At 36.1% G+C, this 26,032-nt stretch carries 27 protein-coding genes; 13 read left to right on the top strand and 14 right to left on the bottom strand.

Annotated features, from left to right (window positions below; all coding sequences use genetic code 11):
* Window positions 1-337 precede the first annotated feature (337 nt).
* The 5 genes from rpmH (at window position 338) to mnmE (ending at window position 4,140) form a co-directional block, all read left to right on the top strand.
* Complete coding sequence (gene rpmH, locus K7G93_RS10435) at window positions 338-472, top strand: 50S ribosomal protein L34 (RefSeq protein WP_005539760.1); 135 nt, start codon at window positions 338-340, stop codon at window positions 470-472.
* Window positions 473-488: 16 nt separating this feature from the next.
* On the top strand, window positions 489-848 hold the full coding sequence (gene rnpA / locus K7G93_RS10430; protein ID WP_049214593.1) for a ribonuclease P protein component: 360 nt from the start codon (window positions 489-491) through the stop codon (window positions 846-848).
* Entirely contained in the window at window positions 812-1,072 is a 261-nt protein-coding gene (gene yidD, locus K7G93_RS10425; protein WP_049214594.1) for a membrane protein insertion efficiency factor YidD, read from the top strand. The genes rnpA and yidD overlap by 37 nt, the downstream gene beginning before the upstream one ends.
* Window positions 1,072-2,697 (top strand): membrane protein insertase YidC, encoded by a 1,626-nt coding sequence (gene yidC, locus K7G93_RS10420; protein WP_049214595.1) that lies wholly within the window; start codon window positions 1,072-1,074, stop codon window positions 2,695-2,697. Before yidD ends, yidC begins: the two co-directional genes overlap by 1 nt.
* A gap of 84 nt (window positions 2,698-2,781) precedes the next feature.
* Window positions 2,782-4,140 (top strand): tRNA uridine-5-carboxymethylaminomethyl(34) synthesis GTPase MnmE, encoded by a 1,359-nt coding sequence (gene mnmE / locus K7G93_RS10415; RefSeq protein ID WP_049214596.1) that lies wholly within the window; start codon window positions 2,782-2,784, stop codon window positions 4,138-4,140.
* A 95-nt stretch (window positions 4,141-4,235) separates the two neighbouring features.
* On the opposite strand, the gene K7G93_RS10410 is transcribed toward mnmE, so the two are convergent.
* The 3 genes from K7G93_RS10410 to K7G93_RS10400 form a co-directional block, all read right to left on the bottom strand.
* On the bottom strand, window positions 4,236-5,633 hold the full coding sequence (locus K7G93_RS10410) for a DASS family sodium-coupled anion symporter (RefSeq protein ID WP_049214597.1): 1,398 nt from the start codon (window positions 5,631-5,633) through the stop codon (window positions 4,236-4,238).
* A 217-nt stretch (window positions 5,634-5,850) separates the two neighbouring features.
* A complete protein-coding gene (rraA, locus tag K7G93_RS10405) occupies window positions 5,851-6,351 on the bottom strand; it encodes a ribonuclease E activity regulator RraA (protein WP_049214598.1) in 501 nt (166 codons plus the stop codon).
* 50 nt (window positions 6,352-6,401) lie between these two features.
* Window positions 6,402-7,307, bottom strand: a complete 906-nt coding sequence (locus K7G93_RS10400; RefSeq protein WP_228400388.1) for a 1,4-dihydroxy-2-naphthoate polyprenyltransferase — start codon at window positions 7,305-7,307, stop codon at window positions 6,402-6,404.
* Window positions 7,308-7,411: 104 nt separating this feature from the next.
* Between K7G93_RS10400 and tsaA the strand changes: the two genes are divergently transcribed.
* Window positions 7,412-8,146 (top strand): tRNA (N6-threonylcarbamoyladenosine(37)-N6)-methyltransferase TrmO, encoded by a 735-nt coding sequence (gene tsaA / locus K7G93_RS10395; protein ID WP_049214600.1) that lies wholly within the window; start codon window positions 7,412-7,414, stop codon window positions 8,144-8,146.
* Window positions 8,147-8,189: 43 nt separating this feature from the next.
* Here tsaA and K7G93_RS10390 read toward each other — a convergent pair whose 3' ends face one another.
* The 3 genes from K7G93_RS10390 to K7G93_RS10375 form a co-directional block, all read right to left on the bottom strand.
* A complete protein-coding gene (locus K7G93_RS10390) occupies window positions 8,190-8,567 on the bottom strand; it encodes a YgiW/YdeI family stress tolerance OB fold protein (protein WP_049214601.1) in 378 nt (125 codons plus the stop codon).
* Window positions 8,568-8,922: 355 nt separating this feature from the next.
* Complete coding sequence (gene typA, locus K7G93_RS10380) at window positions 8,923-10,773, bottom strand: translational GTPase TypA (protein WP_160531145.1); 1,851 nt, start codon at window positions 10,771-10,773, stop codon at window positions 8,923-8,925.
* A gap of 123 nt (window positions 10,774-10,896) precedes the next feature.
* Window positions 10,897-11,880 (bottom strand): alpha-2,3-sialyltransferase, encoded by a 984-nt coding sequence (locus tag K7G93_RS10375; protein ID WP_228400387.1) that lies wholly within the window; start codon window positions 11,878-11,880, stop codon window positions 10,897-10,899.
* Window positions 11,881-11,990: 110 nt separating this feature from the next.
* On the opposite strand from K7G93_RS10375, the gene glnA reads away from it, so the two are divergent.
* The gene (gene glnA, locus K7G93_RS10370; protein WP_226690376.1) at window positions 11,991-13,409 is read left to right on the top strand and encodes a type I glutamate--ammonia ligase; all 1,419 of its coding nucleotides are present in this window, start codon (window positions 11,991-11,993) and stop codon (window positions 13,407-13,409) included.
* A gap of 327 nt (window positions 13,410-13,736) precedes the next feature.
* On the opposite strand, the gene rplI is transcribed toward glnA, so the two are convergent.
* The 5 genes from rplI to lexA form a co-directional block, all read right to left on the bottom strand.
* Entirely contained in the window at window positions 13,737-14,186 is a 450-nt protein-coding gene (rplI, locus tag K7G93_RS10365) for a 50S ribosomal protein L9 (protein ID WP_049214604.1), read from the bottom strand.
* A 19-nt stretch (window positions 14,187-14,205) separates the two neighbouring features.
* The gene (gene rpsR, locus K7G93_RS10360) at window positions 14,206-14,433 is read right to left on the bottom strand and encodes a 30S ribosomal protein S18 (protein ID WP_005717555.1); all 228 of its coding nucleotides are present in this window, start codon (window positions 14,431-14,433) and stop codon (window positions 14,206-14,208) included.
* Between the two features lie 12 nt (window positions 14,434-14,445).
* The gene (gene priB / locus K7G93_RS10355; RefSeq protein WP_226690375.1) at window positions 14,446-14,772 is read right to left on the bottom strand and encodes a primosomal replication protein N; all 327 of its coding nucleotides are present in this window, start codon (window positions 14,770-14,772) and stop codon (window positions 14,446-14,448) included.
* Window positions 14,759-15,136, bottom strand: a complete 378-nt coding sequence (gene rpsF, locus K7G93_RS10350; RefSeq protein ID WP_046339564.1) for a 30S ribosomal protein S6 — start codon at window positions 15,134-15,136, stop codon at window positions 14,759-14,761. The genes priB and rpsF overlap by 14 nt, the downstream gene beginning before the upstream one ends.
* Window positions 15,137-15,366: 230 nt before the next feature.
* Window positions 15,367-16,005 (bottom strand): transcriptional repressor LexA, encoded by a 639-nt coding sequence (lexA, locus tag K7G93_RS10345; protein ID WP_115323552.1) that lies wholly within the window; start codon window positions 16,003-16,005, stop codon window positions 15,367-15,369.
* A gap of 399 nt (window positions 16,006-16,404) precedes the next feature.
* On the opposite strand from lexA, the gene plsB reads away from it, so the two are divergent.
* A complete protein-coding gene (gene plsB / locus K7G93_RS10340; RefSeq protein ID WP_191135119.1) occupies window positions 16,405-18,834 on the top strand; it encodes a glycerol-3-phosphate 1-O-acyltransferase PlsB in 2,430 nt (809 codons plus the stop codon).
* Window positions 18,835-18,924: 90 nt separating this feature from the next.
* Here plsB and ffh read toward each other — a convergent pair whose 3' ends face one another.
* A complete protein-coding gene (gene ffh / locus K7G93_RS10335; protein WP_049214608.1) occupies window positions 18,925-20,301 on the bottom strand; it encodes a signal recognition particle protein in 1,377 nt (458 codons plus the stop codon).
* A 139-nt stretch (window positions 20,302-20,440) separates the two neighbouring features.
* On the opposite strand from ffh, the gene K7G93_RS10330 reads away from it, so the two are divergent.
* The 5 genes from K7G93_RS10330 to K7G93_RS10310 all read left to right on the top strand — a co-directional run bounded on the left by K7G93_RS10330 (window position 20,441) and on the right by K7G93_RS10310 (window position 24,463).
* Window positions 20,441-21,244 (top strand): cytochrome C assembly family protein, encoded by an 804-nt coding sequence (locus K7G93_RS10330; RefSeq protein WP_115323551.1) that lies wholly within the window; start codon window positions 20,441-20,443, stop codon window positions 21,242-21,244.
* Between the two features lie 100 nt (window positions 21,245-21,344).
* Entirely contained in the window at window positions 21,345-22,604 is a 1,260-nt protein-coding gene (locus tag K7G93_RS10325; protein WP_049214610.1) for an HlyC/CorC family transporter, read from the top strand.
* A 217-nt stretch (window positions 22,605-22,821) separates the two neighbouring features.
* A complete protein-coding gene (gene exbB / locus K7G93_RS10320) occupies window positions 22,822-23,277 on the top strand; it encodes a TonB-system energizer ExbB (protein WP_049214611.1) in 456 nt (151 codons plus the stop codon).
* Between the two features lie 8 nt (window positions 23,278-23,285).
* Entirely contained in the window at window positions 23,286-23,675 is a 390-nt protein-coding gene (gene exbD, locus K7G93_RS10315; RefSeq protein WP_049214612.1) for a TonB system transport protein ExbD, read from the top strand.
* Window positions 23,672-24,463: an energy transducer TonB family protein gene (locus tag K7G93_RS10310; protein WP_049214613.1), complete on the top strand. Its 792-nt coding sequence runs from the start codon at window positions 23,672-23,674 to the stop codon at window positions 24,461-24,463. The genes exbD and K7G93_RS10310 overlap by 4 nt, the downstream gene beginning before the upstream one ends.
* Before the next feature lie 173 nt (window positions 24,464-24,636).
* Here K7G93_RS10310 and K7G93_RS10305 read toward each other — a convergent pair whose 3' ends face one another.
* Both K7G93_RS10305 and ppa read right to left on the bottom strand, forming a co-directional pair.
* Window positions 24,637-25,410, bottom strand: coding sequence for a M48 family metallopeptidase (locus K7G93_RS10305; RefSeq protein WP_226690374.1), 774 nt, complete (start codon window positions 25,408-25,410; stop codon window positions 24,637-24,639).
* Between the two features lie 69 nt (window positions 25,411-25,479).
* Window positions 25,480-26,007: an inorganic diphosphatase gene (gene ppa, locus K7G93_RS10300; RefSeq protein WP_226690373.1), complete on the bottom strand. Its 528-nt coding sequence runs from the start codon at window positions 26,005-26,007 to the stop codon at window positions 25,480-25,482.
* Window positions 26,008-26,032 lie beyond the last annotated feature (25 nt).

Raw genomic sequence — 26,032 nt, 5'->3', positions numbered from 1 at the left:
ATTCTATTATCGTTATAGTTAAAATTTATTGGAAGAAATTCCGCCAAAAGCGCGGTCTTAAGAAAACCAATTCTACAATAAAGTCGTCTAAAGATCTGCATATAAGGCTTAAAAAAAACGAAAAAGGTTGCTTGAGATTTTTATTAAAAAACGTATAATTTCGACCGCATCTTTGCTTTTTATTAAGGTTATTAAGGAAACTGAGACTTATTTACTCATTTTTCCTATTCTAAATTTGACGAACGTTGAATTTATGATTACAATTCCGTTCCTTAATTTTATTAATCCTTGTTTTCAAGATTACTGAACAATTTTTTGATTTAGGTAAATTATAGTTATGAAACGTACATTTCAACCATCAGTATTAAAACGTAGCCGTACTCACGGTTTCCGTGCACGTATGGCAACAAAAAATGGCCGCCAAGTGTTAGCTCGTCGTCGTGCTAAAGGTCGTAAATCTTTATCAGCATAATGCTAGTTCTATTGGTGTGATTAAGCTGAATTTTTCTAGGGAGTTACGTTTGTTAACTCCCATTCATTTTAAATATGTCTTTGAACAGCCGTTCCGTGCTAGTACACCAGAAATCACTATTCTTGCTCGCCCAAATAATCTCCTGCATCCACGTTTAGGTCTGACTGTTGCTAAAAAGCATTTAAAAAGAGCGCATGATCGTAATCGTATCAAACGTTTATGTCGTGAAAGTTTTCGTTTATTACAACACACACTTCCACATTATGATTTCGTGATTGTAGCAAAACAGGGTATAGGCAAGTTAGATAACCGCACCTTGAATCAAACACTGGATAAATTATGGCAACGACACATTCGTTTAGCTCAAAAATCTTAATTGGGCTAATTCGTATTTACCAAATTGTCATTAGTCCACTTATTGGTCCTCGCTGTCGCTTTACACCAACCTGCTCTTGTTATGGTATTGAAGCATTAAAAACACATGGTGCAGTAAAAGGGAGTTGGCTTACAGTAAAACGTATATTAAAATGTCATCCTTTAAACGAGGGTGGATACGATCCTGTTCCACCAAAGATCAATAACAAAAAAGAGAAAAAATAATGGACTCAAGACGTAGCCTGTTAGTCATCGCACTACTCTTCATTTCTTTTCTTGTTTATCAACAATGGCAGCTTGACTATCACACGCCTAAGCCTGTTGTAACAGAACAAGTAAACTCTACTTCAGATGTGCCTACGATCTCTGCGAGTACATCAACTGCAGATATCACAACATCACAACAAAGGGGGCGTGTGGTTACCTTAGAAAACGATGTTTTTCGTTTACAAGTTGATACACTAGGTGGCGATGTAATTCATTCAGAATTACTAAATTATGATGCTGAATTGGACTCTGATACCCCATTCACATTATTAACTAACAAACCAAACCATGTCTATATTGCGCAAAGTGGCTTAGTAGGAAAAGACGGTATTGATACGAAAGCCGGACGTGCTAATTATCAAGTTGAAGGCGATAATTTTGTCTTAGCTGATGGTCAAAACGAACTCTCTGTTCCATTAGTTTTTGAAAAAGATGGGGTCATTTATCGAAAAGTTTTCGTATTAAAACGAGGCGCTTATGATGTTGGTGTGAATTTTGAAATTGATAACCAAAGCGACAAAACGATCGAAGTAGAACCTTACGGTCAATTACGTCATACTTTAGTTGAAGATACTGGTAATGTCGCAATGCCAACTTATACAGGCGGAGCCTATTCCTCTTCTGAGACAAATTATAAAAAATATAGCTTTGACGATATGCAAAAAGCAAACCTCGCTATTTCAACAAAAGCAGGTTGGGTCGCTGTATTACAACACTATTTTGTCTCCGCTTGGATTCCAAACCAAGATGCAGATAACCAACTTTATAGCTTAACAGATAAAGCGAATAATCTTGCTTCTATTGGTTATCGCGGTCCAACAACGATTGTTCCAGCCGGGACAACTGAAACGATCAAAAGTGCACTTTGGACAGGTCCTAAGTTACAAGACAAAATGGAAACTGTGGCTAATCACCTTGATTTAACCGTAGACTATGGCTGGGCTTGGTTCATTGCCAAACCACTCTTTATGTTATTGACTTTTATTCAAAGTATAGTCCATAACTGGGGTCTTGCTATTATTGGTGTAACATTAGTTGTGAAAGCCCTTCTATATCCATTAACAAAAGCACAATATACCTCAATGGCAAAAATGCGTATGCTTCAACCAAAACTACAAGAAATGCGTGAACGTTTTGGCGAAGATCGTCAACGGATGAGCCAAGAGATGATGAAATTGTATAAAGAAGAAAAAGTTAACCCTTTAGGTGGTTGTTTACCAATTCTTTTACAAATGCCTATTTTTATCGCATTATATTGGACATTCTTAGAGGCTGTTGAATTACGTCATGCACCATTCTTTGGTTGGATTCAAGATTTATCTGCACAAGATCCTTACTATATCCTCCCAATTTTAATGGGGGCATCTATGTTCTTGTTGCAGAAAATGTCTCCGACACCTGTAGCAGATCCAACACAGCAAAAAGTCATGAATTTCATGCCAGTACTATTCACAGGATTCTTCCTGTTCTTCCCATCAGGCTTAGTGTTATACTGGTTAGTATCAAACTTGATTACGATTGCTCAGCAACAACTCATTTATCGTGGTTTAGAGAAGAAAGGCTTACACTCTCGCCATAAATAAGTTGCACTAAAATGAATCTAAAAGGCATCAATTTGGTGCCTTTTGTTTTAATAGTAAAGTGCGGTCCTTTTGGAGAAAGTTTTTATGAAAGAAACAATTGTTGCACAAGCAACTGCACCAGGCCGTGGAGGCATTGGAATTTTACGTGTATCAGGTCCCAAATCAGTAGAAGTTGCTAATGCGGTATTAGGTAAATGCCCAAAGCCTCGTGTAGCGGATTATTTACCCTTTAAAGATCTTGATGGCACAATATTAGATCAAGGTATTGCTCTGTATTTCAAAGCACCTCATTCTTTTACGGGAGAAGATGTACTGGAGTTGCAAGGTCATGGTGGTCAAGTTGTACTTGATCTTTTGCTTAAACGTATTTTACAAATAGAGGGGGTACGTTTAGCACGTCCTGGCGAATTCTCTGAACAAGCATTTCTAAATGATAAACTCGATTTAGCGCAAGCTGAAGCAATTGCAGACTTGATTGATGCGAGCTCTGAACAAGCAGCACGCTCTGCATTAAAGTCACTACAAGGTGAATTTTCAAATAAAGTCAATCAGCTTGTAGACAGTGTGATTTATTTACGTACTTATGTGGAAGCTGCAATTGATTTCCCTGATGAAGAAATTGACTTTTTAGCAGACGGAAAAATCGAAGCTCATTTAAATGAGATTATTCTACAACTAGATAAAGTACGTTCTGAAGCTAAACAAGGCTCCATTCTACGTGAAGGAATGAAAGTTGTTATTGCGGGTCGCCCTAATGCAGGTAAATCAAGTTTATTAAATGCACTAGCAGGGAGAGAAGCAGCAATTGTAACTGATATTGCAGGTACTACTCGCGATGTGTTGCGTGAGCATATTCATATTGATGGTATGCCGTTACACATTATAGATACTGCTGGCTTACGTGAAGCAACGGATGAAGTTGAACGTATAGGTATTGTAAGAGCTTGGAGCGAAATTGAACAAGCCGATCGTATTTTACTTATGTTGGATAGTACTGAACCTAATAACCAAGATTTAGAAACTATACGAGTAGAATTTTTAGCTAAATTACCTGCAACAATTCCAATCACTATGATACGTAATAAAGCAGATTTAAGTGGCGAAATTGAAGGACTAAAAGAACAAAGTGGCTACACTGTGATCACTCTTTCAGCAAAAACACAGCAAGGTGTTGATTTACTACGTGAACATTTAAAACAATCAATGGGGTATCAAACAAATACAGAGGGGGGTTTTCTTGCCCGCCGTCGCCATTTAGAAGCTCTCGAAAAAGCCGCACACCATTTGCGACAAGGTCATATTCAATTGACTCAATTCTATGCTGGTGAACTATTAGCGGAAGAACTGCGGATGGTACAAAATCATCTAAGTGAAATTACAGGCCAATTTACCTCTGATGATTTACTAGGAAATATATTTAGCTCATTCTGTATCGGTAAGTAATCAATAATAAAGTGCGGTTAACATTTTGTAGATATTAACCGCACATTGTCTACTGAAAAAAATCTAATGGGTTATAAGCAATGTTCATTCAGTGCTTATTTTGCTAACCAGAAATAATAGCCAATAGTTGCAATTACGAAGATACAAATAATATTGAGTATTACCCCTGCTTTAATCATTTCACTCTGTCTAATATCACCAGTACCGAATACAATCGCATTTGGCGGTGTGGCCACTGGTAACATGAAAGCACATGATGCACCTAAGCCGATAATTAAAGCTAGTCCAAGTTCTGGCATATTTAATGACTGTGCAATAGAAATAAAAATTGGTACTAATAAGGCAGCACTTGCTGTATTTGATGTAAATTCCGTTAAGAAAATAATGAAAGCTGCAACAATTAAACCAATCAAGTAGAAATGACCACCATCAATTAAAAATACAATGCCATCTGCCAGTACTTTACTTGCCCCAGAGTCCCTTAATACCGCACTTAATGTTAAACCACCACCAAATAGCATTAAAACACCCCAATCTGTATTGTCTTGGATTTGTTTCCAAGTTGCCACTCCTGTGGTACAAATTGCCACGGCAGCTAATAAGGCAATCACACTATCAAAACTAGCAATTTTCTTTTCTAAACCAAGCAAGCTAGATACAGCTGGGTTAATTTTACTGCTGAACACCCAACATAATGCAATAATAACGAAAATAGCTAATGTCGTAATCCGTTTGCCATTCATTTCTATCGCTTCAAATGTTTTTTCAAAACGGACATTCAATTTTGGCTTAAACACAATATAAAGCGTACCAATCATGATCGGCATTAAAATTAGCATAATTGGTAAACCATAAGCTAACCAATCAGAAAAAGTTAAGTTTAATTGAGAAGCAACAATCGCATTAGGTGGACTTCCGACTAAGGTTCCCATCCCACCGATATTGGCACTATACGCAATACCTAACAAAATAAAAACATAAGTATTATGACTTTCTTCTCTATCCATTTGACTTAATACCCCCATTGCAAGCGGTAACATCATCGCCGCTGTTGCAGTATTACTCATCCACATTGATAAAAATGCAGTAATAGAAAAAAGGTAGATACTCGCCAAGAATAAACGACCATTTGCTAATGCCATGATCTTATTCGCAATCATACGATCAAGACGTTGAATATGTAATGCAGTTGCTAAAGCAAAGCCTCCGAAGAAAAGGAAAATCGTTGGATTAGCAAATTCAGCCAGCGCTGCTTTAGTAGTCACTAAACCTAAACTAATAGCTAATAGAGGAACAAGTAATGCAGTTACAGTCACATGTAATGCTTCCGTTAACCAGAGTACAGCAATAAAGACAAGTAATGCCAAGCCCTTATTTGCTTTAGCGTCAAAAGGTAACACCTTAAGCAAAACAAAAAATATGACAATATCTAATAGAAAAATAATGGCATTGCGGTTCAATCCATTTTTTACTGGGGTCTCTGCGACATTCATAATATTATCCTTCTAAAATAAACAACAAAGGGGAACAAAGCTGCTTAGCTTATAAGCAGAATTCTTGCAGAAGTTAGCATTATGTTAATAAAAAGCAACACATTTCTTATGGATTTGTGAACAAACGCATAAAAATAAATAAATAATAAAAAAGTGCGGTCAAAATTTTAACAATTTTTTAACCACACTTTTTTTATTTTTAGCTTAAATGAAAATATTACTCTTCACCAAACTCATCAAGCTCTAGAGGTTCTTGTGACAGAATAATTCCTGTTAAATCAGCATAAACATAATCTTCAGGAAAGAATGTTACACCACCAAAATTAACAGGCACATCGGTTTCACCACTATTATATCGATCAGCGCCAACAGGGATTGGTGCTAAAGCATGAATACCAATATCAATATTCTCTAATTGCTGAATTTGGCGTACCGCACCATAAACAATGATGCCCTCCCAGCCATTATCCGCAGCCAATTGAGCAATCTCCGCATCAACTAATGCTCGACGTACGGCACCGCCACCATCAATTAATAAGACTCGTCCTTCACCGTTTTCTTCTAAAATTTCTGTAATCAGTCCATTATTTTCAAAGCATTTGACTGTTGTCACTTTGCCATAAAAACTACTGACACCGCCAAAACTTGAAAAAATAGGCTCAACTACATCCACTTGATCAAGATAAATATCACAAAGCTCAGAAGTATCAATGTACATAATATTACCTTATATTGCAGAAAATTAATTTAGCTAGTATATGCCTATTGTTAGCTGAGAAGCAAGCCTAAACTAAATAGCCCGTTGATAAGTAACGCAATTAACGACATTTGTGCCAGCATTGGACGTAATGCAAGCGGTTCTTTATGTTTAGAAACAAAAACCCCATGCTTAATTAACCAAGGTAATGCTAAAACAAATAAAAAAGCGGTCACTGTTTGCACATAAATAACAGCAAAAATGCAATAGCATAACGTCGAAACAATTAACAATAAGCAATGATAACGTCGACCATTTTCTGGACCTAGCCGAACAGCAAGCGTATTTTTTCCCGCTTTACGATCTTGCTCAATATCCCGTAGATTATTAATATTTAACACTGCACTGGCGAGTAATCCTGTTGCAATTGCAGGCAATAAAATTGAAAAATTAAGTTGTTGAGTTTGTAGATAATAGGTGCCACCAACACCTAAAATACCAAAGAAAAGCAATACTGATAAATCCCCTAAGCCCATATAGCCATAGGGCTTTGTCCCTACAGTATAAGTAATCGCAGCAACAACAGCCAATACACCTAATAGAGTAAATGCTAATAAATCTGCTATATTTTGATATGCTATTATAATCAGTAATCCACCACAACATAGGCTTGCTATAGCAACAATAATCAGACCTTTTCTTAGCTGCTTCACATCAATCATGCCTTGTTGAATTCCTCTAAGAGGCCCAATACGTTCGACTGTATCAGAACCTTTTTGATGATCACCATAGTCATTAGCAAAGTTCGATAAAATCTGCAATAAAATGGTAGTAAGCAAACACAGTAATGTTATTATCCAATTGAATTGACTAGACCAAGCTGCTAATGCTGCTCCAGTAATAATTGAAGCAACAGCAAGGGGGAGTGTTTTCGGCCTTGCTGTATCGATCCACATTTTAATAGCATTTTTTGTCATAAAAATCACTTATAAAAAGAAAAAGCACGATCTAAAGCGCACTTTTGCGTAAAATACTCATAATTTGGCTCTATTCTACACGAAATCATAATATTAAGGAAAATATGTCTAACTTATCTCTGACCTTAACTCCTGTTGCAATCCTACATAGCCCCTACAAAGAAAAGTTTTCTGTGCCACGTCAACCTGATTTAGTTCAAGATGGTACTGGAATCATCGAATTACTACCACCTTATAATCAATTCGAAAGTGTCAGAGGTTTAGAACAATTCAGTCACTTATGGCTTATTTTTCAGTTTGATAAAGTACCTGCTGGTAAATGGAGTCCAACAGTTCGCCCACCTCGATTAGGCGGAAATCAACGTATTGGTGTTTTTGCTTCACGCGCCACTCATCGCCCCAATCCTCTAGGCTTATCAAAAGTTGAACTACGTCAAATAGAATCTAAAAATGGGAAAACCTTGTTATATGTCGGTCCAGTTGATTTAGTTGATGGCACACCTATTTTTGATATTAAACCTTATATTGCCTATGCCGATAATCAACCTAATGCAAAATCTGGTTACGCACAAAATAAACCTAATTCTCAATTAAAAGTAACTGTTAGTGAACAAGCACAGCGTAAATTTAAAGAAATTGAGAAAAAACGACCGTACTTTCAGCGTTTTGTGACTGAAGTCATTGCTCAAGATCCACGTCCAGCTTATCAACAAAATAAGCTGTCAGATCGTATTTATGGAATCCGATTATATGAATTTAATATTCGTTGGAAAATGCAAGAGAATAGCTTAAATGAAGCAATAATCTTAAATATTGAAGAAGTTACAACGACTTTGTAAAAAGTGCGGCCATACTTAATAAAAGCTGGCCGCAATAAATTGATTATTTAGAAATATCCTTCACATCAATTTCAGTTCTATTCCATTCTTTATCAACATAGCCCTGAATACTAATTTTATCTGTTGGTTGGATAGTTTGTCCTCGCCAAGCACGATTGCTTACATCCAGCTGGATTTCATTACCTACAACATCACGAAAAACAAACTCATCATCATCAATTTGTTTTACGATATAGCCTTCAATAATGACTGGCGTTTTATCAGCGGAATTTAATGCATCTTTTACTGTTTTTACAACAGATGCACTATCATAGAAACCGCCTTTACCTTGTTTACCATCATGCTTAGGAGCAAAACCACCTTGTGCAACAGCGGCACTTGATACAGCTAATACTGACATTAATGCAATTAATTTTTTCATAATACGTTCCTATAAAAGTAAGTTAAGTGAGTAGTCGAAAGGCTAATTACCTTTTGATGATGACATTAAACAACAAAAATATTAAGAAAAGCTTAATAATTACTCATCTGAGTTTTTTTTATTTTCTAGCTTAAAAGAAATGCGTACTTACTTATTCAATGGGTTGTTTTTATTGCTATATTTATTACACCTCAAGCGGGATTATTTGGTTTGTTCCGTTATGATGTACTACTAATTTTTGCTATCCTCGCCCAATTCATCATGTTTTATACAACGTTTGAAACAGCCTATGAAATCAAATTCAATAAAAAAAGACCGCACTTAAAAGTGCGGTCGATATTCACAAAATTTTGAGTTAGTAAGTGCTAGTACTGGTTGTAGTACGACTTGCACGCTTACGATCTACTTCCGTTAATAATTTTTTACGGATACGGATTGAACTTGGTGTGACTTCTACTAGTTCATCATCATCAATAAACTCAATAGCTTGTTCTAAACTAAAACGTACAGGTGGCACTAACACTAAAGCTTCATCTTTACCAGATGCACGCATATTAGTGAGCTTTTTACCTTGTAAACAGTTTACAGTTAAGTCATTTGAACGACTATGAATACCAATAATTTGTCCTTCATATACTTCAGTACCATGATCAATCATTAATTTACCACGTTCTTGTAAACCAAATAAGGCATAAGCTAGCGCCTTACCCGTCGCGTTAGAAATCAAAACACCATTTTTACGTTGACCAATTTCACCCGCCTTCACATCATCATAGTGACTAAAACTTGAATATAATAAACCAGTACCTGAAGTCATCGTCATAAACTCACCACGGAATCCAATTAGACCACGGCTTGGAATCACATATTCTAAACGGGTACGACCTTTACCATCTGGTACCATATCACGGACTTCGCCTTTACGAATACCTAAGGCTTCCATAACTGCACCTTGATGCTGCTCTTCAATATCAATCGTCACTTGCTCAAATGGCTCTTGTTTACGCCCCTCTACTTCTTTATAAATAACTCGTGGGCGTGAAACGGCAAGCTCATAACCTTCACGACGCATATTTTCAATTAACACAGAAAGATGCAATTCACCACGACCAGACACACGGAACGCATCTGGATCAGGGGTTTCTTCGACGCGTAACGCTACATTATGCACCAACTCTTTATTTAAACGCTCAAGAATTTGGCGAGAAGTTACATATTTACCTTCTTTACCACAAAATGGTGACGTATTTACACAGAAAAACATCGTAACAGTTGGTTCATCAACACTTAATGCAGGCAAAGCTTCCACGTTATTAATATCACAAATCGTATCAGAAATATTTAACTCACCTAATCCAGTTAATGCAATAATATCACCAGCATAAGCACGTTCTGTTTCATAACGTTGTAAACCTAAGTGACCTAGTACTTGCCCAATTTTCCCAGTACGTGCTTTACCTTCCGTATCAATAATTGTCACTGTTTGATTGGGTTTTACTGAACCTCGTTTAATACGGCCAATACCAATAACACCAACATAATTATTATAATCAAGCTGTGAAATTTGCATTTGGAAAGGTTGTTCAAGTTCTACTTTCGGCGGCTCAACATATTTCACAATGGCTTCAAATAATGGTGTCATGTCAGGCGCTAACTGATCATGCTCTAAACCTGCTACACCATTTAATGCAGAGGCATAAATAATCGGGAAATCTAATTGCTCATCTGTCGCACCTAAATTGACAAACAAATCAAAAACTTGATCAACTACCCAATCAGGACGAGCGCCAGGACGATCAACTTTATTAATAACGACAATCGGCTTTAAACCATGCGCAAAGGCTTTCTGTGTCACAAAACGTGTTTGCGGCATAGGACCATCAAAAGCATCAACAATTAATAGCACACAATCAACCATTGACATTACACGTTCTACCTCACCACCAAAATCGGCGTGCCCTGGTGTATCAACAATATTAATACGGTAGTCATTCCAGTTAATTGCTGTATTCTTAGCTAAAATCGTGATACCACGTTCTTTTTCAATATCATTAGAGTCCATTACACGTTCATCACCATCATTACGCGATGCCTCTAATGTACCTGATTGTTGTAAAAGTTTGTCAACAAGGGTTGTTTTACCGTGGTCAACGTGAGCGATAATTGCGATGTTACGCAATTTATTGATATCTATTTTATCTGTCATTGAGAAAAATCTTATGTATTGAAAATAGGAAAAGTTCTTTTTTCTGACCGCACTTCTAGTAAAAAATGTGGGAAAGGCGCAGTATTCTATTATAAAAACCCTTCATAGTCATTAAAAAAATGACTATTTTTCTCTCAAGTAATGCTTAATAGCACTAGGTAATCTTAATAAATCTTTAAAAAATCGAAATGCAACATTAGAATAAAGAGCTTTTTTCTTGGGACTTAGTATTCCTAGTTTTTTATACACAAATTTTGGTGGTAATAATATATCATCAATATAATTAATTTTTTTATCTGGAACATAACAAACATCATTCTTAAAATCAGGCAGTGGAAAATACTTAGACATTGGACTATGACTTGATATAGAATAGAAATTCACATCATAAGTTTCTTTTAAAAAAAGTAATGCGTCTATATCAGTATTTTCATTATGAAATCCAGCTTGACTGATGCTATTATTAAAACTAGGTATTAATTTTAAAATATTATTTTTTTTATGTTCAAAAGCATAGCTTGTTTGTTCTTCTGTATAAAAATCTATTCCTACTAAATAAATATCCTTATATCCCGCTGCTACTGCAACAGCTGCCATATAAACACCTGAAGTAATTCTTTTACCCTCAAAAATTTCCCTAAAACGAAGATATTTATCAAATTTTTCTAATTTAGATAAATATTCTTCATATCCATTGGTCACCCCAATAAACACATTCATTAATTTCTTATTTTCATTAAACTCAAATTCATTAGTATTAAAAGAAGATAATATTATATTTTCACATATATATTCTTTATTTCTAACCAAATTATATAGTGTGTAATACTGTTCCAAAATAACACCAGTATTAAAAAATACTGCTTTTATATTTTTTCCTAAATAATATTTATCCTCAAAATAAAATTGATTACAACGAAAAACATCATATCTTTCTGGAAGCACGCTATATTCAATTTTAGACAGGCTTTTCCCATTACCAGCAATAACAACAGACTCTACATTATTCCTATCAATTCCCTTCGATTTTATCTTCAATGTCATTTCTTCCCCCCCCCATTTATCCATATTCTCTGATTGTCCACTAAATTTACTAATAATAGACATAAATTATACTCACACTTTATAAAAAGAAGAATAAAAAAGCTAGATTTATATCGTAACTTTTATTATATTCATAAATTTCCAGTACTACTCGAAATTTAAGGATTGATCATATGCCAAACGCTACTGCCATCTCCAATGTATTCAAACTAATTGAAGAATACGATATTAAATTTGTCTTACTTCGCTTCACTGATATTAAAGGAAAAGAACATGGTGTCTCTTTACCAATAAGCCTAGTAGATGAAGATCTCTTTGAAGATGGAAAAATGTTTGATGGTTCTTCAGTAGAAGGGTGGAAAGCAATAAATAAAGCCGATATGTTATTGATGCCAATCCCAGAAACTGCTGTTATCGATCCTTTCGCTCAAATCCCAACCCTTTCTCTTCGCTGTAGTATCTATGAACCAACCACTATGCAAAGTTATGATCGGGATCCTCGTTCTATTGCTATTCGTGCCGAAAATTATATGCGTTCAACAGGCATTGCCGATGACGCATTCGTTGGTCCAGAACCTGAATTTTTCTTATTTGACGATGTACGTTTTGATGTTTCAATGCATCGTAACTCTTATTCAGTTGACGATATTGAAGCAAGTTGGAATAGTAATAAACGCTATGAAGATGGTAACAATGGTTATCGCCCTTCAAAGAAAGGAGGATATTGTGCTGTTGCACCTATTGATAGCGCACAAGATATTCGTTCTGAAATGTGCTTAATCTTAGAAGAAATGGGATTGGTCATTGAGGCTCATCACCATGAAGTTGCTACTGCAGGTCAAAATGAGATCGCAACTAAATTTAATACATTAACTAAGAAAGCTGACGAAACTCAAATTTATAAATATGTTGTACAAAATGTTGCTTATGAACATGGTAAAACTGCTTGCTTCATGCCAAAACCAATTACAGGTGACAATGGTTCAGGAATGCATTGTAATATTTCATTAAGTAAATCAGGTAAAAATATCTTCCAAGGTGACAAATATGCTGGTTTATCAGACACTGCACTTTACTTTATTGGCGGTATCATCAAACATGCTAAAGCATTAAACGCTTTTACTAACCCAACAACAAATTCTTATAAGCGCCTAATACCAGGTTTTGAAGCCCCCGTCTTATTAGCTTATTCTGCGAGCAATCGTACAGCCTCTATCCGTATTCCTGCAGTTACGAATCCAAAAGCGATCCGAATTGAGGCCCGTTTCCCTGATGCATTGGCAAATCCATATCTTGCCTTTGCTTCACTCTTAATGGCTGGGCTAGATGGTATCACAAACAAACTTCATCCAGGTGATGCAATGGATAAAAATCTTTATGATTTACCTCCCGAAGAATTAAAAAATATTCCTGCTGTCGCAACATCATTAGAAGAAGCACTCAATGCATTAGCCAATGATTATGAATTTTTAACTAAAGGAAACGTATTCACTAAAGCGTTTATTGATGCATTTATCGCTATAAAGCGTAAAGAAGTTGAGCGTTTAAATATGACGCCACATCCTGTTGAATTTGAAATGTATTATGCATAAGACCAGTCATCCTAATTATCGTCCAAGTACTCTTTGCGAGTACTTGGAAAATGAATAAGCAATGTGTAAGTTTCGAATATTTTATGCTTTGCAATTCATTTTACATATTAGATGGGTATTAATGGGTGACTGATTTTATAATAAAAATTGTGTTAATAATGCTAATTAAAACGATTATTAAATACTTTATCAAACATAAGTTAGGGCTGATTCAAGAGTATCAATACAGTTAGATTTGAGTATATTTTTCACAAATGTGATATCTAACAAAGCCAGATAACAAAAAACCCAGCAAATAGCTGGGTTTTTTATATTTAATCTAGCGAATTATTCAGCAACAATAATAACATTTACAGTTGCAAATACTTCACCATGAAGTTGGAACTTAACTTCGTGCTCGCCTAAAGTCCGAAGTGGACCTGTTGATAAGCGAACTTCACTTTTAGCCACTTCAACGCCAGCTGAAGTCACTGCATCTGCAACATCACGAGTTGTGATAGAACCGAATAAACGACCTTCATCACCTGCTTTAGATGTAATAGTTACAGAACCTAACTCTGTTAATTTCGCTGCACGCGCTTGGGCTGCTGCCAAAACTTCTGCTGCTTTCGCTTCTAATTCTGCACGACGTGCTTCGAAATGCTCAATGTTAGCTTTGGTTGCCATGACTGCTTTACCCTGTGGGATTAAGAAGTTACGTGCAAAACCTGATTTAACATTTACTTGATCACCAATATTTCCAAGGTGAACCACTTTATCTAAAAGAATTACTTGCATTACCGTATCCTCTCTTTAATTACTGATGGTTGTCAGTGTACGGAAGTAACGCTAAATAACGTGCACGTTTGATAGCACGAGCTAATTGACGTTGATACTTCGCACGAGTACCGGTAATACGGCTTGGAACAATTTTGCCGCTCTCTGTGATATAGTTCTTTAACGTAGCAACATCTTTATAATCGATTTCAACTACATTTTCCGCTGTGAAACGGCAGAACTTACGACGACGGAAATAACGTGCCATTTGGCTAGTCTCCTAATCTATAAATTCGATTTGCTCGGCATGTAATACTAATTGGCTTAAACCATTTACAGTTTTATGTGAACTTACAAAGCCCACTACCAAAAGCTGACTGCCGACCGTAATGCTTTGAGTTTTTTCTATTAATTGATTACCACTTACTTGGATTAACATTTTACACCAAGCCTGTCGGCTTAGTCCCGCTTCTTGTTGTATAGAACGATGTTCTAACAAAAATTGGCAATGCTCAATACCATTCGGGCTTTTTATTCGTTTTAATTGACTCGCAACTTGACCAATCAATGAAAAACGATTATCAATTTTTAAATTACTCTTCAGCATCCTCAAAATCGTTGTTTTCAACTTCAGCTAAAGCTTTACGATCGTCTTTTGCTTTAACCATTGGGGACGCTTCTGTTACGGCGTGCTTAGTACGAATGATTACGTTACGAAGAACTGCGTCATTGTAACGGAAAGTTGTTTCTAGCTCGTCGATGACTTCTTGAGGCGCTTCTACATTCATTAACACATAATGTGCTTTATGTAATTTATTGATTGGGTACGCTAATTGACGGCGACCCCAATCTTCTAGGCGATGAATTTGACCGCCAGCTTCCTTTACAGAACCTGTGTAACGTTCAATCATGCCAGGTACTTGTTCGCTTTGGTCCGGGTGAACCATAAACACGATTTCGTAGTGTCGCATTACTGCTCCTTACGGGTTAATCAGCCTCTGACTGTTAGACCAGCTACCAATCTGCAGAAGCAAGGAACGAAAATTCAATGTAGCTGTAAGGTGGTGAATTATACATATAATTAGCGGTTTTGCAAGATAAAGCACAGTCTGTTTTCTAAAAATATTCTGCTTTTATACTCGCTAAATTATACAAAAAAGAACCGCACATTCAGTTGCGGTTCTCTTAATCAATAGCCTATTTACATCCACGCATTGTTACGAATAATACCAACTGCAATACCCTCAATTTCAAAATTTGGTTGTTGGTTTAAATCAACGATAATTGGTTCAAAATCCTCATTTTCGGCATGGAGATAAACAACTGCGCCTTTACGTTCTAGACGTTTTACAGTCACTTCATCTTCAATACGGGCAACAACGATTTGTCCATTACGTACATCCTTTGTGCTATGCACGGCAAGTAAATCACCATCCAAAATACCAATATTTTTCATCGATTGCCCATAAACTTTCAATAAAAAATCAGCTTGTGGTTTAAACATATTTGCATCGACTTTATAAGTTCCTTCAATATGTTGTTCTGCTAAAATTGGTTCACCTGCTGCGACTCTCCCAACTAAAGGAAGACCATTATTTTCTTCACTGACAGAATCTTCTTCGAGCAATAAACGAATACCACGTGATGTACCAGAAAGGATTTCAATCACCCCTTTTCTTGCCAATGCTTTTAAATGTTCTTCGGCTGCATTAGGCGAACGAAAACCAAGTTCTTTTGATATTTCTGCGCGTGTTGGGGGCATACCTGTAGTGTCTAAATGATGTCTTAGAAAATCATATACTTCCTGCTGGCGTGCTGTTAGTGCTTTAAATGCTTTCATAATTCACCCCTGTTTTTATATACATAACAACTGTTATTGTATACATGTATTCTAATATTGCAATCTTTTATTTTTAATATTCTTCTTTAAGGCAATAGTTTAAAGGAACATGGATTTAGTCTGAATTACTCAGTCAATAGATTTAAAATAATGATATTGAGTTTAAATACTAAAATACTTAACTTTATCCTTCATTGTTTTTTTATCGTATTTTCTATTCTACAGACTAAATTTTTATACATGATGCTATTATCTATGTTCACATTCTATTTTAGTATTCACTACTTTATATATAAAAAGTCTATATAGTTCTTTTATTCAACAACTCACGTTTTTGAATTTTTATGGTAAAATAACGTAAATTATTTCTAATAAACTGATAAAAAACGGAAATTCACTATGTTTAGTTTTCTAAATATGTATCGCAAAGTATTGGAGTTGCCTTTATCCTTCTTAGTTAAAAACAATCCAATTCCCCATAATCCTATCGAAGAATTGAAGCTTGATACTACCCAACCAGTCGTTTATGTCTTGCCCTACACTTCACAGACTGATTTAGTTATTTTCCGCAAAAACTGTCTCAGTGTAGGTTTACCAGACCCTTTTGAAAAAAATGAAATTAATAACCAAACTTTACCTCGTTTTGTTTTTTTAGATGAAGGGCGTCGATTCTTTAAATCAAAAGGAGCAAAACAAGAGACTATCAATATATTTAATAAATACTTAGAGCTACACCACACATCTCCGACCCTTGATGTTCAGCTAATTCCTGGTTCAGTATTATGGGGACGTTCGCCAGGTCATGAAAATAAGTCAGACTTACCACAACTACGCTTATTAAGCGGTATTCAAAAAGTTATTGCTGCGGTCTGGTTTGGTCGTGATACTTTTGTTCGTTTCTCACAAGCTGTTTCTTTACGTTATATGGTGAATGAACATGGCTTTGATGAAGCTATTGCGCATAAACTAGCCCGCGTTGCCAAAATGCACTTCTCTAAGCAGCGTATTTCCGCAACAGGACCACGCTTACCTAATCGTCAGGCGATGTTCAATAAATTACTTGAATTACCAACGATTTTAGAAGCTATCAAAGATGAGGCAAAGTCAAAAAATATTAGTGAAGAAAAAGCAGCAGAAGAAGCAAAAAAAATCCTCAATGAGATTGCAGCAAACGTTAATTATGAGGGTTTACGTGTAGCAGATCGTTTTTTACGTTGGTTGTGGAATAAACTTTACCAAGGTATCGATGTACAGAATGCAGATCGTGTGCGTAAACTGGCTTTAGATGGACATGAAATTGTCTATGTCCCTTGCCATCGTAGCCATATTGACTACTTATTACTTTCTTATTTACTTTACCATCAAGGCTTAGTCCCTCCACATATTGCAGCAGGAATTAATCTTAATTTCTGGCCTGTAGGAGGGATGTTCCGTCGAGGTGGTGCATTTTTCATTCGCCGCACATTCAAAGGTAATCGCTTATATTCGACTATTTTCCGCGAATATCTCGCAGAGCTTTTCCATCGTGGCTATCCTGTCGAATACTTTATCGAAGGTGGTCGTTCTCGTACTGGTCGATTACTTGCACCTAAAACAGGTATGATGTCAATGACATTACAAGCACTTTTACAACGGCAAACACGTCCAATTTCCGTGGTACCTGTCTATGTAGGCTATGAACACGTTTTAGAAGTAGATACTTACGCTAAGGAATTACGTGGTGCGGCAAAAGAAAAAGAAAACGCAGGTTTAGTATTACGTGTGATTAAAAAACTACGTAATTTAGGTAAAGCCTATGTGAACTTTGGTGAGCCAATTACATTAAGTAATTTCTTAAACAAACACTATCCTGAATGGAAAGAAAATATTAATAACGAAGATCGTCCACAATGGTTTAATCAAGCCGTCGATAGTGTCTCAAACCAAGTGATGATAAATATCAACAATGCTGCAGCAGTCAATGCGATGAATTTAACGGGAACCGCATTATTATCCTCTCGTCAGCGTGCGCTATCGCGTGAGCAATTATTAGAACAATTAGGTAGCTATCAACAGTTTTTACAAAATGTGCCTTATTCACAAGATATTGTAGTACCGACTGATTCACCTGAAACGATGTTAGAACATATACTCAAACTAGAGCGAGTGGGAATCATTATTGAAAAAGATAATTTTGGTGAAATCGTACGTTTAGAACGTAATGCTGCTGTCTTAATGACGTATTATCGTAATAATATTCAACATTTATTTGTATTACCATCATTGGTAGCAAGTATCGTACTGCATTACGAGGCAATTCAAAAACCATTAGTTCATGATGCTATTAGTAAAATTTATCCATTCTTGAGAAATGAACTTTTCTTGTCTTTCTCACAAGAGGCTCTACAAGAGCGAATCAATCAAATTATTACTGAATTTGAGCGTCAAGAAATAATTAAGTGCAATGCCAATATGCTTTCTATCAATAAATCTCGAGTTAGAATGTTACAGCTTTGGTCTTCGGGTATACGTGAAATATTACAACGTTACTACATCACCGTGAGTATTCTAGAAAACGACCCTGCGACACCCCGTGCAAGCTTAGAAAAAGATAGCCAATCTGTTGCACAGCGTTTGTCTGTATTACATGGTATTAATGCGCCAGAGTTTTTTGATAAAGCTGTGTTCTCTGCATTTATTGCCAGCTTGAAACAGGAAGGCTATTTTAATGATGAAGGTATTGCAAATACAGAAAAACTCAGTGAGATTATCGAAATTCTAAACCAAGTAATTTCAACTGAGGTGACTTTGACAATCAAAGGTGCGATTGCAAAAATTGAAGAAGAGTAATCTTTTGAAAAGACACTCATAAAACAAAAGTGCGGTCAAAATTTTTACTTTTTTGACCGCACTCGTTCTTTCCCATAACTGAAGACTGAGTTAACGTCTAAACATTCCGCCTAAACCGCCAAGCCCGCCCATCATGCCTTGCATACCACGCATCATTTTTGCCATTCCACCTTTGCGCATTTTCTTCATCATACGTTGCATTTCGTCGAATTGTTTAAGCAATTTATTCACATCTTGTACTTGAGTGCCTGAACCCATGGCGATGCGGCGACGGCGAGATCCTTTGATAATATCTGGATTTGCACGTTCTTTAAACGTCATTGAATTAATAATAGCCTCCATTTTATTAAACATCTTATCATCAACTTGATTTTTGACATGATCAGGTAAGTTTTTTGCGCCAGGCAACTTATCTAACATGGACATCATCCCGCCCATTTTTTTCATTTCGATTAACTGTTCTCGGAAATCTTCTAAAGTAAAATTATCACCCTTCTTGAATTTTTGGGCCATTTTTTCAGCTTTTTCACGATCAACTGAACGCTCCAAATCTTCAATTAAAGAGAGCACGTCTCCCATACCTAAGATTCGTGATGCAACACGTTCTGGATGAAAAGGTTCTAAAGCATCAGTTTTCTCACCTACCCCTAAAAACTTAATTGGCTTCCCTGTAATCTGACGAATAGATAAGGCTGCTCCACCACGCGCATCTCCGTCTACTTTGGTTAACACCACCCCTGTTAAAGGTAAAGCTTCATTAAAAGCTTTTGCGGTATTTGCAGCGTCTTGACCTGTCATTGCATCCACCGTGAAAAGCGTTTCGATTGGGTTAAGTGCGGCGTGAATTTGTTTAATTTCATCCATCATTTCGCCATCAACATGAAGACGACCTGCGGTATCCACAATTAATACATCATAGAATTTTAATTTTGCTTCAGTTAAAGCTGCTTGAGCAATAGCAACAGGGCGTTGACTCACATCCGATGGAAAAAAATCAGCACCAACGGTTTGTGCAAGTGTTTCTAATTGTTTAATTGCGGCGGGACGATAAACGTCAGCGGATACGACTAATACTTTTTTCTTATGACGCTCTTTTAAAAATTTAGCCAGCTTACCTACACTCGTTGTTTTACCCGCCCCTTGTAAACCTGCCATTAAAATGACTGCTGGCGGTTGCGTTGCAAGATTCAAGCTTTCATTTGCTTCCCCCATTGCCACTTCAAGTTCAGCTTGAACGATTTTGACAAACTCTTGACCTGGTGTAAGGCTTTTATTGACTTCAACACCAATTGCTCGTTCTTTGACTTTATTAATAAATTCACGTACTACAGGTAAAGCGACATCTGCTTCTAATAATGCCATACGCACTTCACGCAAGGTGTCTTTAATATTATCTTCTGTCAAACGACCACGCCCACTAATATTACGTAACGTTTTAGACAGGCGTTCTGATAAATTCTCAAACATGAGTTATTCCTAATTACACAAACAAAAATTGTATCAATTATACTGAAATCAGATAGATTTTCACCCCTTGAAATAAATTAATGGCGATTTAACGCGGAGAAAGCTAGAATAAATCAATTCTTGATATGAGGAAATTTCCATGTGGTTTGCAATTCTTTCAATGCTTTTTTATCTTTCTAGTGTATTGCTAATTACGCCTATGCTATTAAAAATCCAAGCAGGTGAACCAGCATCGTCTCCTAACAAAATTCTCTTTTTTGCAACCGCACTTATCGCTATTAGTCTCCATTTTGTTAACTTAATCCCGCTTTTTAATAATTTAACTAGCGGACAGAATTTTACTGTCATGGAAATTAGCTCATTAATTAGTGTCATTACTGCATCACTCGCCACTTTTGCGCTCTTTTTTCATGTACGTACTCTGTGGTTTTTATTACCTATTATTTATTCCTTTACTATCATTAATTTAATCTTAACTACATTGCTTCCAACACATTTTATGTATCATCTAAGTCAAAATATTGCACTTTTCTTTCATGTTGGTTTATCGTTATTTACGTATTCAATTTGTTTAATGACTGCACTTTATTCAATTCAACTGCTTTGGATTGATAATAGTTTAAAAAATAAGAAACTAGTTTTTTCTCCTATAATTCCTCCTTTAATGACAGTTGAACGTCACTTTTTTCGCCTTATGCTCACAGGAGAAATCCTGCTTACGATTGTGCTCATATCAGGCTCTTTTCATCTAGCCAAGGACTTTGCACCACAAGATATTCAAAAAGCGGTATTTTCTTTTTTGGCTTGGCTAGTCTTTGCATTTGGACTCATAGGACATTGGCGACTTCATTGGCGTGGCAAGAAAATAGTAATATATGCCATGTTAGGACTAATACTACTTAGTATTGCGTATTTCGGTAGTCGTGTAATGCTTGAAATATAAACAATTTTTATTTATTCTTATACACAGTAAAAGTGCGGTCTAAACAAGTAAAAATTGACCGCACTTTTCAATTTTTGATTAACTCACAAAAGGATGCATTTTGGACAGTATTCCCCTTAGTACCTTATTTATTGCACTTATCATTTTATTGATCATCTCAGCTTATTTTTCGGGTTCAGAAACAGGCTTACTCTCCGCTAATCGTTATCGCCTTCGCCACCTTGCTGAAAAAGGGCATAGCGGTGCTAAAAAAGCAGAAAAATTATTGAAAAAAACAGATGTGTTACTCAGTTTAATCTTAATCTGTAATAATTTAGTCAATATTACTGCTTCGGCAATTACAACTATTATTGGTATGCGTATATACGGTGATGCAGGTGTAGCGATTGCAACAGGCGCACTCACATTTGTTATGTTAATTTTTGCTGAAATTTTACCCAAAACAATCGCGGCACGTTATCCAGAGAGGGTTGCTTTTACCTCAAGCCATCTTCTAGCGATTTTCTTACGCCTCTTTACACCATTGGTGTACTTAATAAATCTCATTATTCAAGGGATCTTAGCCTTATTACGTTTAAAATCAGACAATAAATCCCCCTCATTAAGTCCAGAAGAGCTACGTTCTATTGTGAATGAGTCAGGCAAATTTATTCCATCCGCTCACCAAGAAATGTTACTGTCTATTTTAGATTTAGAGCAAGTTACTGTGGACGATATTATGGTCCCACGCAATGATATTGGTGGCATTGATATTGATGATGATTGGAAATCAATTATGCGCCAACTTAATCATGCAGCACATGGGCGTGTCGTATTATATAAAAGTAGCATGGATGAAAATATTCTTGGTATGCTACGTGTCCGAGAAGCTTATCGTTTAATGTTAGATAAAAATGAATTTAGTAAAGAAACATTAATCAGGGCGGCTGATGAAGTCTATTTTATTCCTGAAGGTACTGCATTGAATGCTCAACTATTAAACTTTCGTAATAATAAAGAACGTATTGGTTTAGTAGTTGATGAATATGGCGATATCAAAGGATTAGTCACTTTAGAGGATATTTTAGAAGAAATTGTAGGTGAGTTTACAACATCAACTGCTCCTTCTATTGAAGAAGAAGTCATCCCACAATCAGATGGCTCTATGATTATTGAAGGCTCAACTAATTTACGTGACCTCAATAAACTTTTCGATTGGAATCTAGATACAGAAGAAGCTCGAACTTTTAATGGATTGATTCTTGAGCATCTCGAAGAGATTCCAGAAGAAGGAACTGTATGTGAAATTAATGGCTTACAAATCACTATTCTAGAAGTCAGTGATAACATGATAAAACAAGCACAAGTTGTGAAACTTTAATACATTTTGATTGGCGATGAATTGATATCATCGCCTTTTATATTACACTCATATACTTTTTTAATTTCTCCCAATCTCCCATCTGATTTGTTCATAAATCTATCGTCTTTTTTATTTACCTCAATTAGCGCTTTTGCTAAAATTTTGCAATTGAAATTAATTCTCAATAGCGTATAATGCAAAACTTATTTTTCGCTGCAAATTAAAGGACTTTTTTATGCCACAGTTGTTTCAATTTTTACAAAACTATATCGACTATATCATTCTTGGTTTACTTGCATTAATGAGCTTTATTATGGTATGGCTAGTTGTAGAACGTTTCATTTTCTTAAGTAAAGTGAATGTAGAAAATTATGATAATGTGCATGAACTTGATATTGATTTACAGCGTAATCTTACCGCAATCGCTATTATCGGCTCAAATGCACCTTATGTTGGTCTGTTAGGTACAGTTATCGGTATCCTACTGACGTTCTTTGAATTAGGTCATTCTGGTGGTGAAATTGATGCTGCATCAATCATGGTACACCTTTCTTTAGCCCTAAAAGCTACTGCCGTTGGTATCTTAGTTGCTATTCCATCAATGGTTTTCTACAACGGATTAGGCCGAAAAATCGAAGTGAATCGTTTGAAATGGTTTGCCTTAAATGAGAAAAAAGCAAAACAAGCATAGGTGATAACGTGAAAAAGTTTGATGAAATCAACATTATTCCCTTTATCGACATTATGTTGGTATTGCTGGCGATTGTCTTAATTACTGCCTCATTTATTTCCCAAGGTAAAATTCAAGTCAATGTCCCTAAAGCGAGTTCTACTGTTGCCTTTAAATCTGATGATTTAGCTAAACTACTGACAGTCACAGAAACAGGTGAAATCTTTTTTAATGATAAACCTATCACCGTAGAAGCCTTAGAGCAGGAAATTAGTAGCTGGCCTAAAGATCAAAAAGTGACTCTTAAAGTAGATGCGAAATCGACCTTCCAAGATTTTGTTTCAATTACTGATATGATGGCCAAAAACGAAATTCGTAATGTCGCTATTGTTACTGTGAAAGAAAAGGCCGCTCAATGATAGAAAAAAATCGCTCATTGGTTGGATTTGCTTTTTCTTTGCTGTTTCACGTGAGCTTTGTTTGGTTCTTATATTGGTCTGTTCAAAAAGACGATGAAAGTGCAAATGGCTTTGCTGCTGATATTATCAGCACACATATTTCAATGGAAATGCTTGCGGCAACAATACTCAATGACCCAGAGCCAGAACCTGAACCAGAGCCACAACCAGTAGTAGAACCTGAACTACCCAAAGAAGAAGTGGCGGATCCAACAGTAAAACCAGAACCACCAAAAGAACCTGAGAAGCCAAAAGAGCCAGAAAAACCGAAAGAACCTGAAAAGCCAAAAGAAAAGCCTAAAGAGAAACCAAAAGAAAAGCCTAAAAAGCCAAAGAAAGTGCAAAAAGATTTACCAAAATCAGATCGTGAAATTAATTCTGATTCGTCGATAAATCAACAAGCAACAACAACAGGTAACGTGACAAGTAGTAATCCTAATCTCGTTGGAAAAGGAAGCAGTACAAATGAAATCAATGCTTATCGTTCAGCTCTCCGTCGTGAGATTGAAAAGCATAAACGTTACCCAAATCGTGCTAAAATGATGCGTAAACAAGGTGTTGTAACAGTCTCGTTTCATATCAATAACGCAGGAATTATTAGCAATGCAAAAATTACAAAATCATCTGGCTCTGAAGAACTTGATAACGCGGCTCTCACTGCAGTAAATAATGCTCGCCCTATTGGACCACTCCCTTCGGGCATGGGAAATGATGTCAGTGTTCCAGTCAGCTTTAAAATTACTAACTAATCGAAAAAGTGCGGTAACGTCACCGCACTTTTTGTTACACGAATGCAATAACGATACACGCCAACTTATCACGATTTTTTAGTAAGTCGTTTTGCAATAAAGATTAACAACATAAAAAATGGAGTTAAAGCGATTCACTTTAGCTCCATTTTATATCATTGATTTTAATCTTATTACTGTTTAGATTGTTGATAAATTTCAATTGCTTCCGGCATTAAACGTAATAAATTTTGTTGACGGTCAGCATCATTTGGATGTGTAGAAGATAATGCGGCTAATACACCTTTTGATCCCGAGGATGCCTGTTGCATTTTATCCCACAATTTTGGAGCTGCTTCAGGATTAAAACCAGCTTTTGCCATGAGCATTAAGCCAACTTCATCGGCTTCTGTCTCATTACTACGTGAATAAGGTTTATCCAATGCCCAATCTTTAGTTAGTGTCACAACTAAAGCACTACTATTTGTTCCAATAACACTTGAAAGAGCCACATGGCTGACTTCTGCTAGTACATTCGTAAACTGTCCTAAATTGACTTTTTTCTTACCATGTTCTTTTAAGGCATGTGCCATTTCATGCCCCATCACGGTTGCAATTTCATCGTTAGTTAACTTTAAATTCTCGACTAAACCCGTATAAAATGCCATTTTACCACCAGGCATTGCCCACGCATTTAGCTCTTTTGATTTGATTACGCTAATTTGCCAGTTAAAAGGCTGTCCTGTTTTATTTTCTGCATTGGCATAAGGCACCATTTTGTTAAATACTGCATGAATCCGTTTAGCTGTCGCAGATGTCGTATCTAGTACGCCTTCACTACGCGCTTTATTGACAACTTGTAAATAAGAAGCAGCTGATTGTTGATTAATACTGGCAGAATCAGCACAGGCATTTAATAGCATCACAACAGAAGAAATTAGGAATATTTTTTTAATAAATTTAATCATAACATTCTCACTCACTGTAAATTAGATAAAAAAATACCGCTCTTTACAGCGGCATTTATAACATAATACTTATTTTTTGGCACGTTCAAATGATTCTAAAATTTCTTGACGTGCAGCTTCAACGCCTTCCCAGCCTTCAATTTTCACCCATTTACCTGCTTCTAAAGCTTTATAACTCTCAAAAAAATGCTGAATTTGTGCTTTTAGTAATGTAGGGAGATCATTCACATCTTTAATATGGTCATATTCTTTTGTTAATTTGCTATGTGGTACAGCAACAACTTTAGCATCACCACCTGCTTCATCTGTCATTTTTAACACACCAACAGGACGGCAACGAATCACTGAGCCAGGCTGTAATGGATACGGTGTTGGAACCAAAACATCCACAGGATCACCATCAGAAGAAAGAGTATGATTAACATAACCATAGTTTGCAGGATAAAACATTGCCGTTGCCATAAAACGATCAACAAATAGTGAACCACTTTCTTTATCTACTTCATATTTAATCGGATCTGAATTTGCAGGGATTTCAATTACAACATAGATATCATCTGGTAATTCTTTACCTGCTGGTACGTTTTCTAAACCCATTTTTTATTCCTTATTTCAAGTTAAT

The organism is Pasteurella canis, assembly GCF_020810675.1.
Taxonomy (GTDB): Bacteria; Pseudomonadota; Gammaproteobacteria; order Enterobacterales; family Pasteurellaceae; genus Pasteurella; species Pasteurella canis.
Note: the sequence above shows the minus strand (reverse complement) of the source record. Positions and strands in the feature narration are given on the sequence as shown.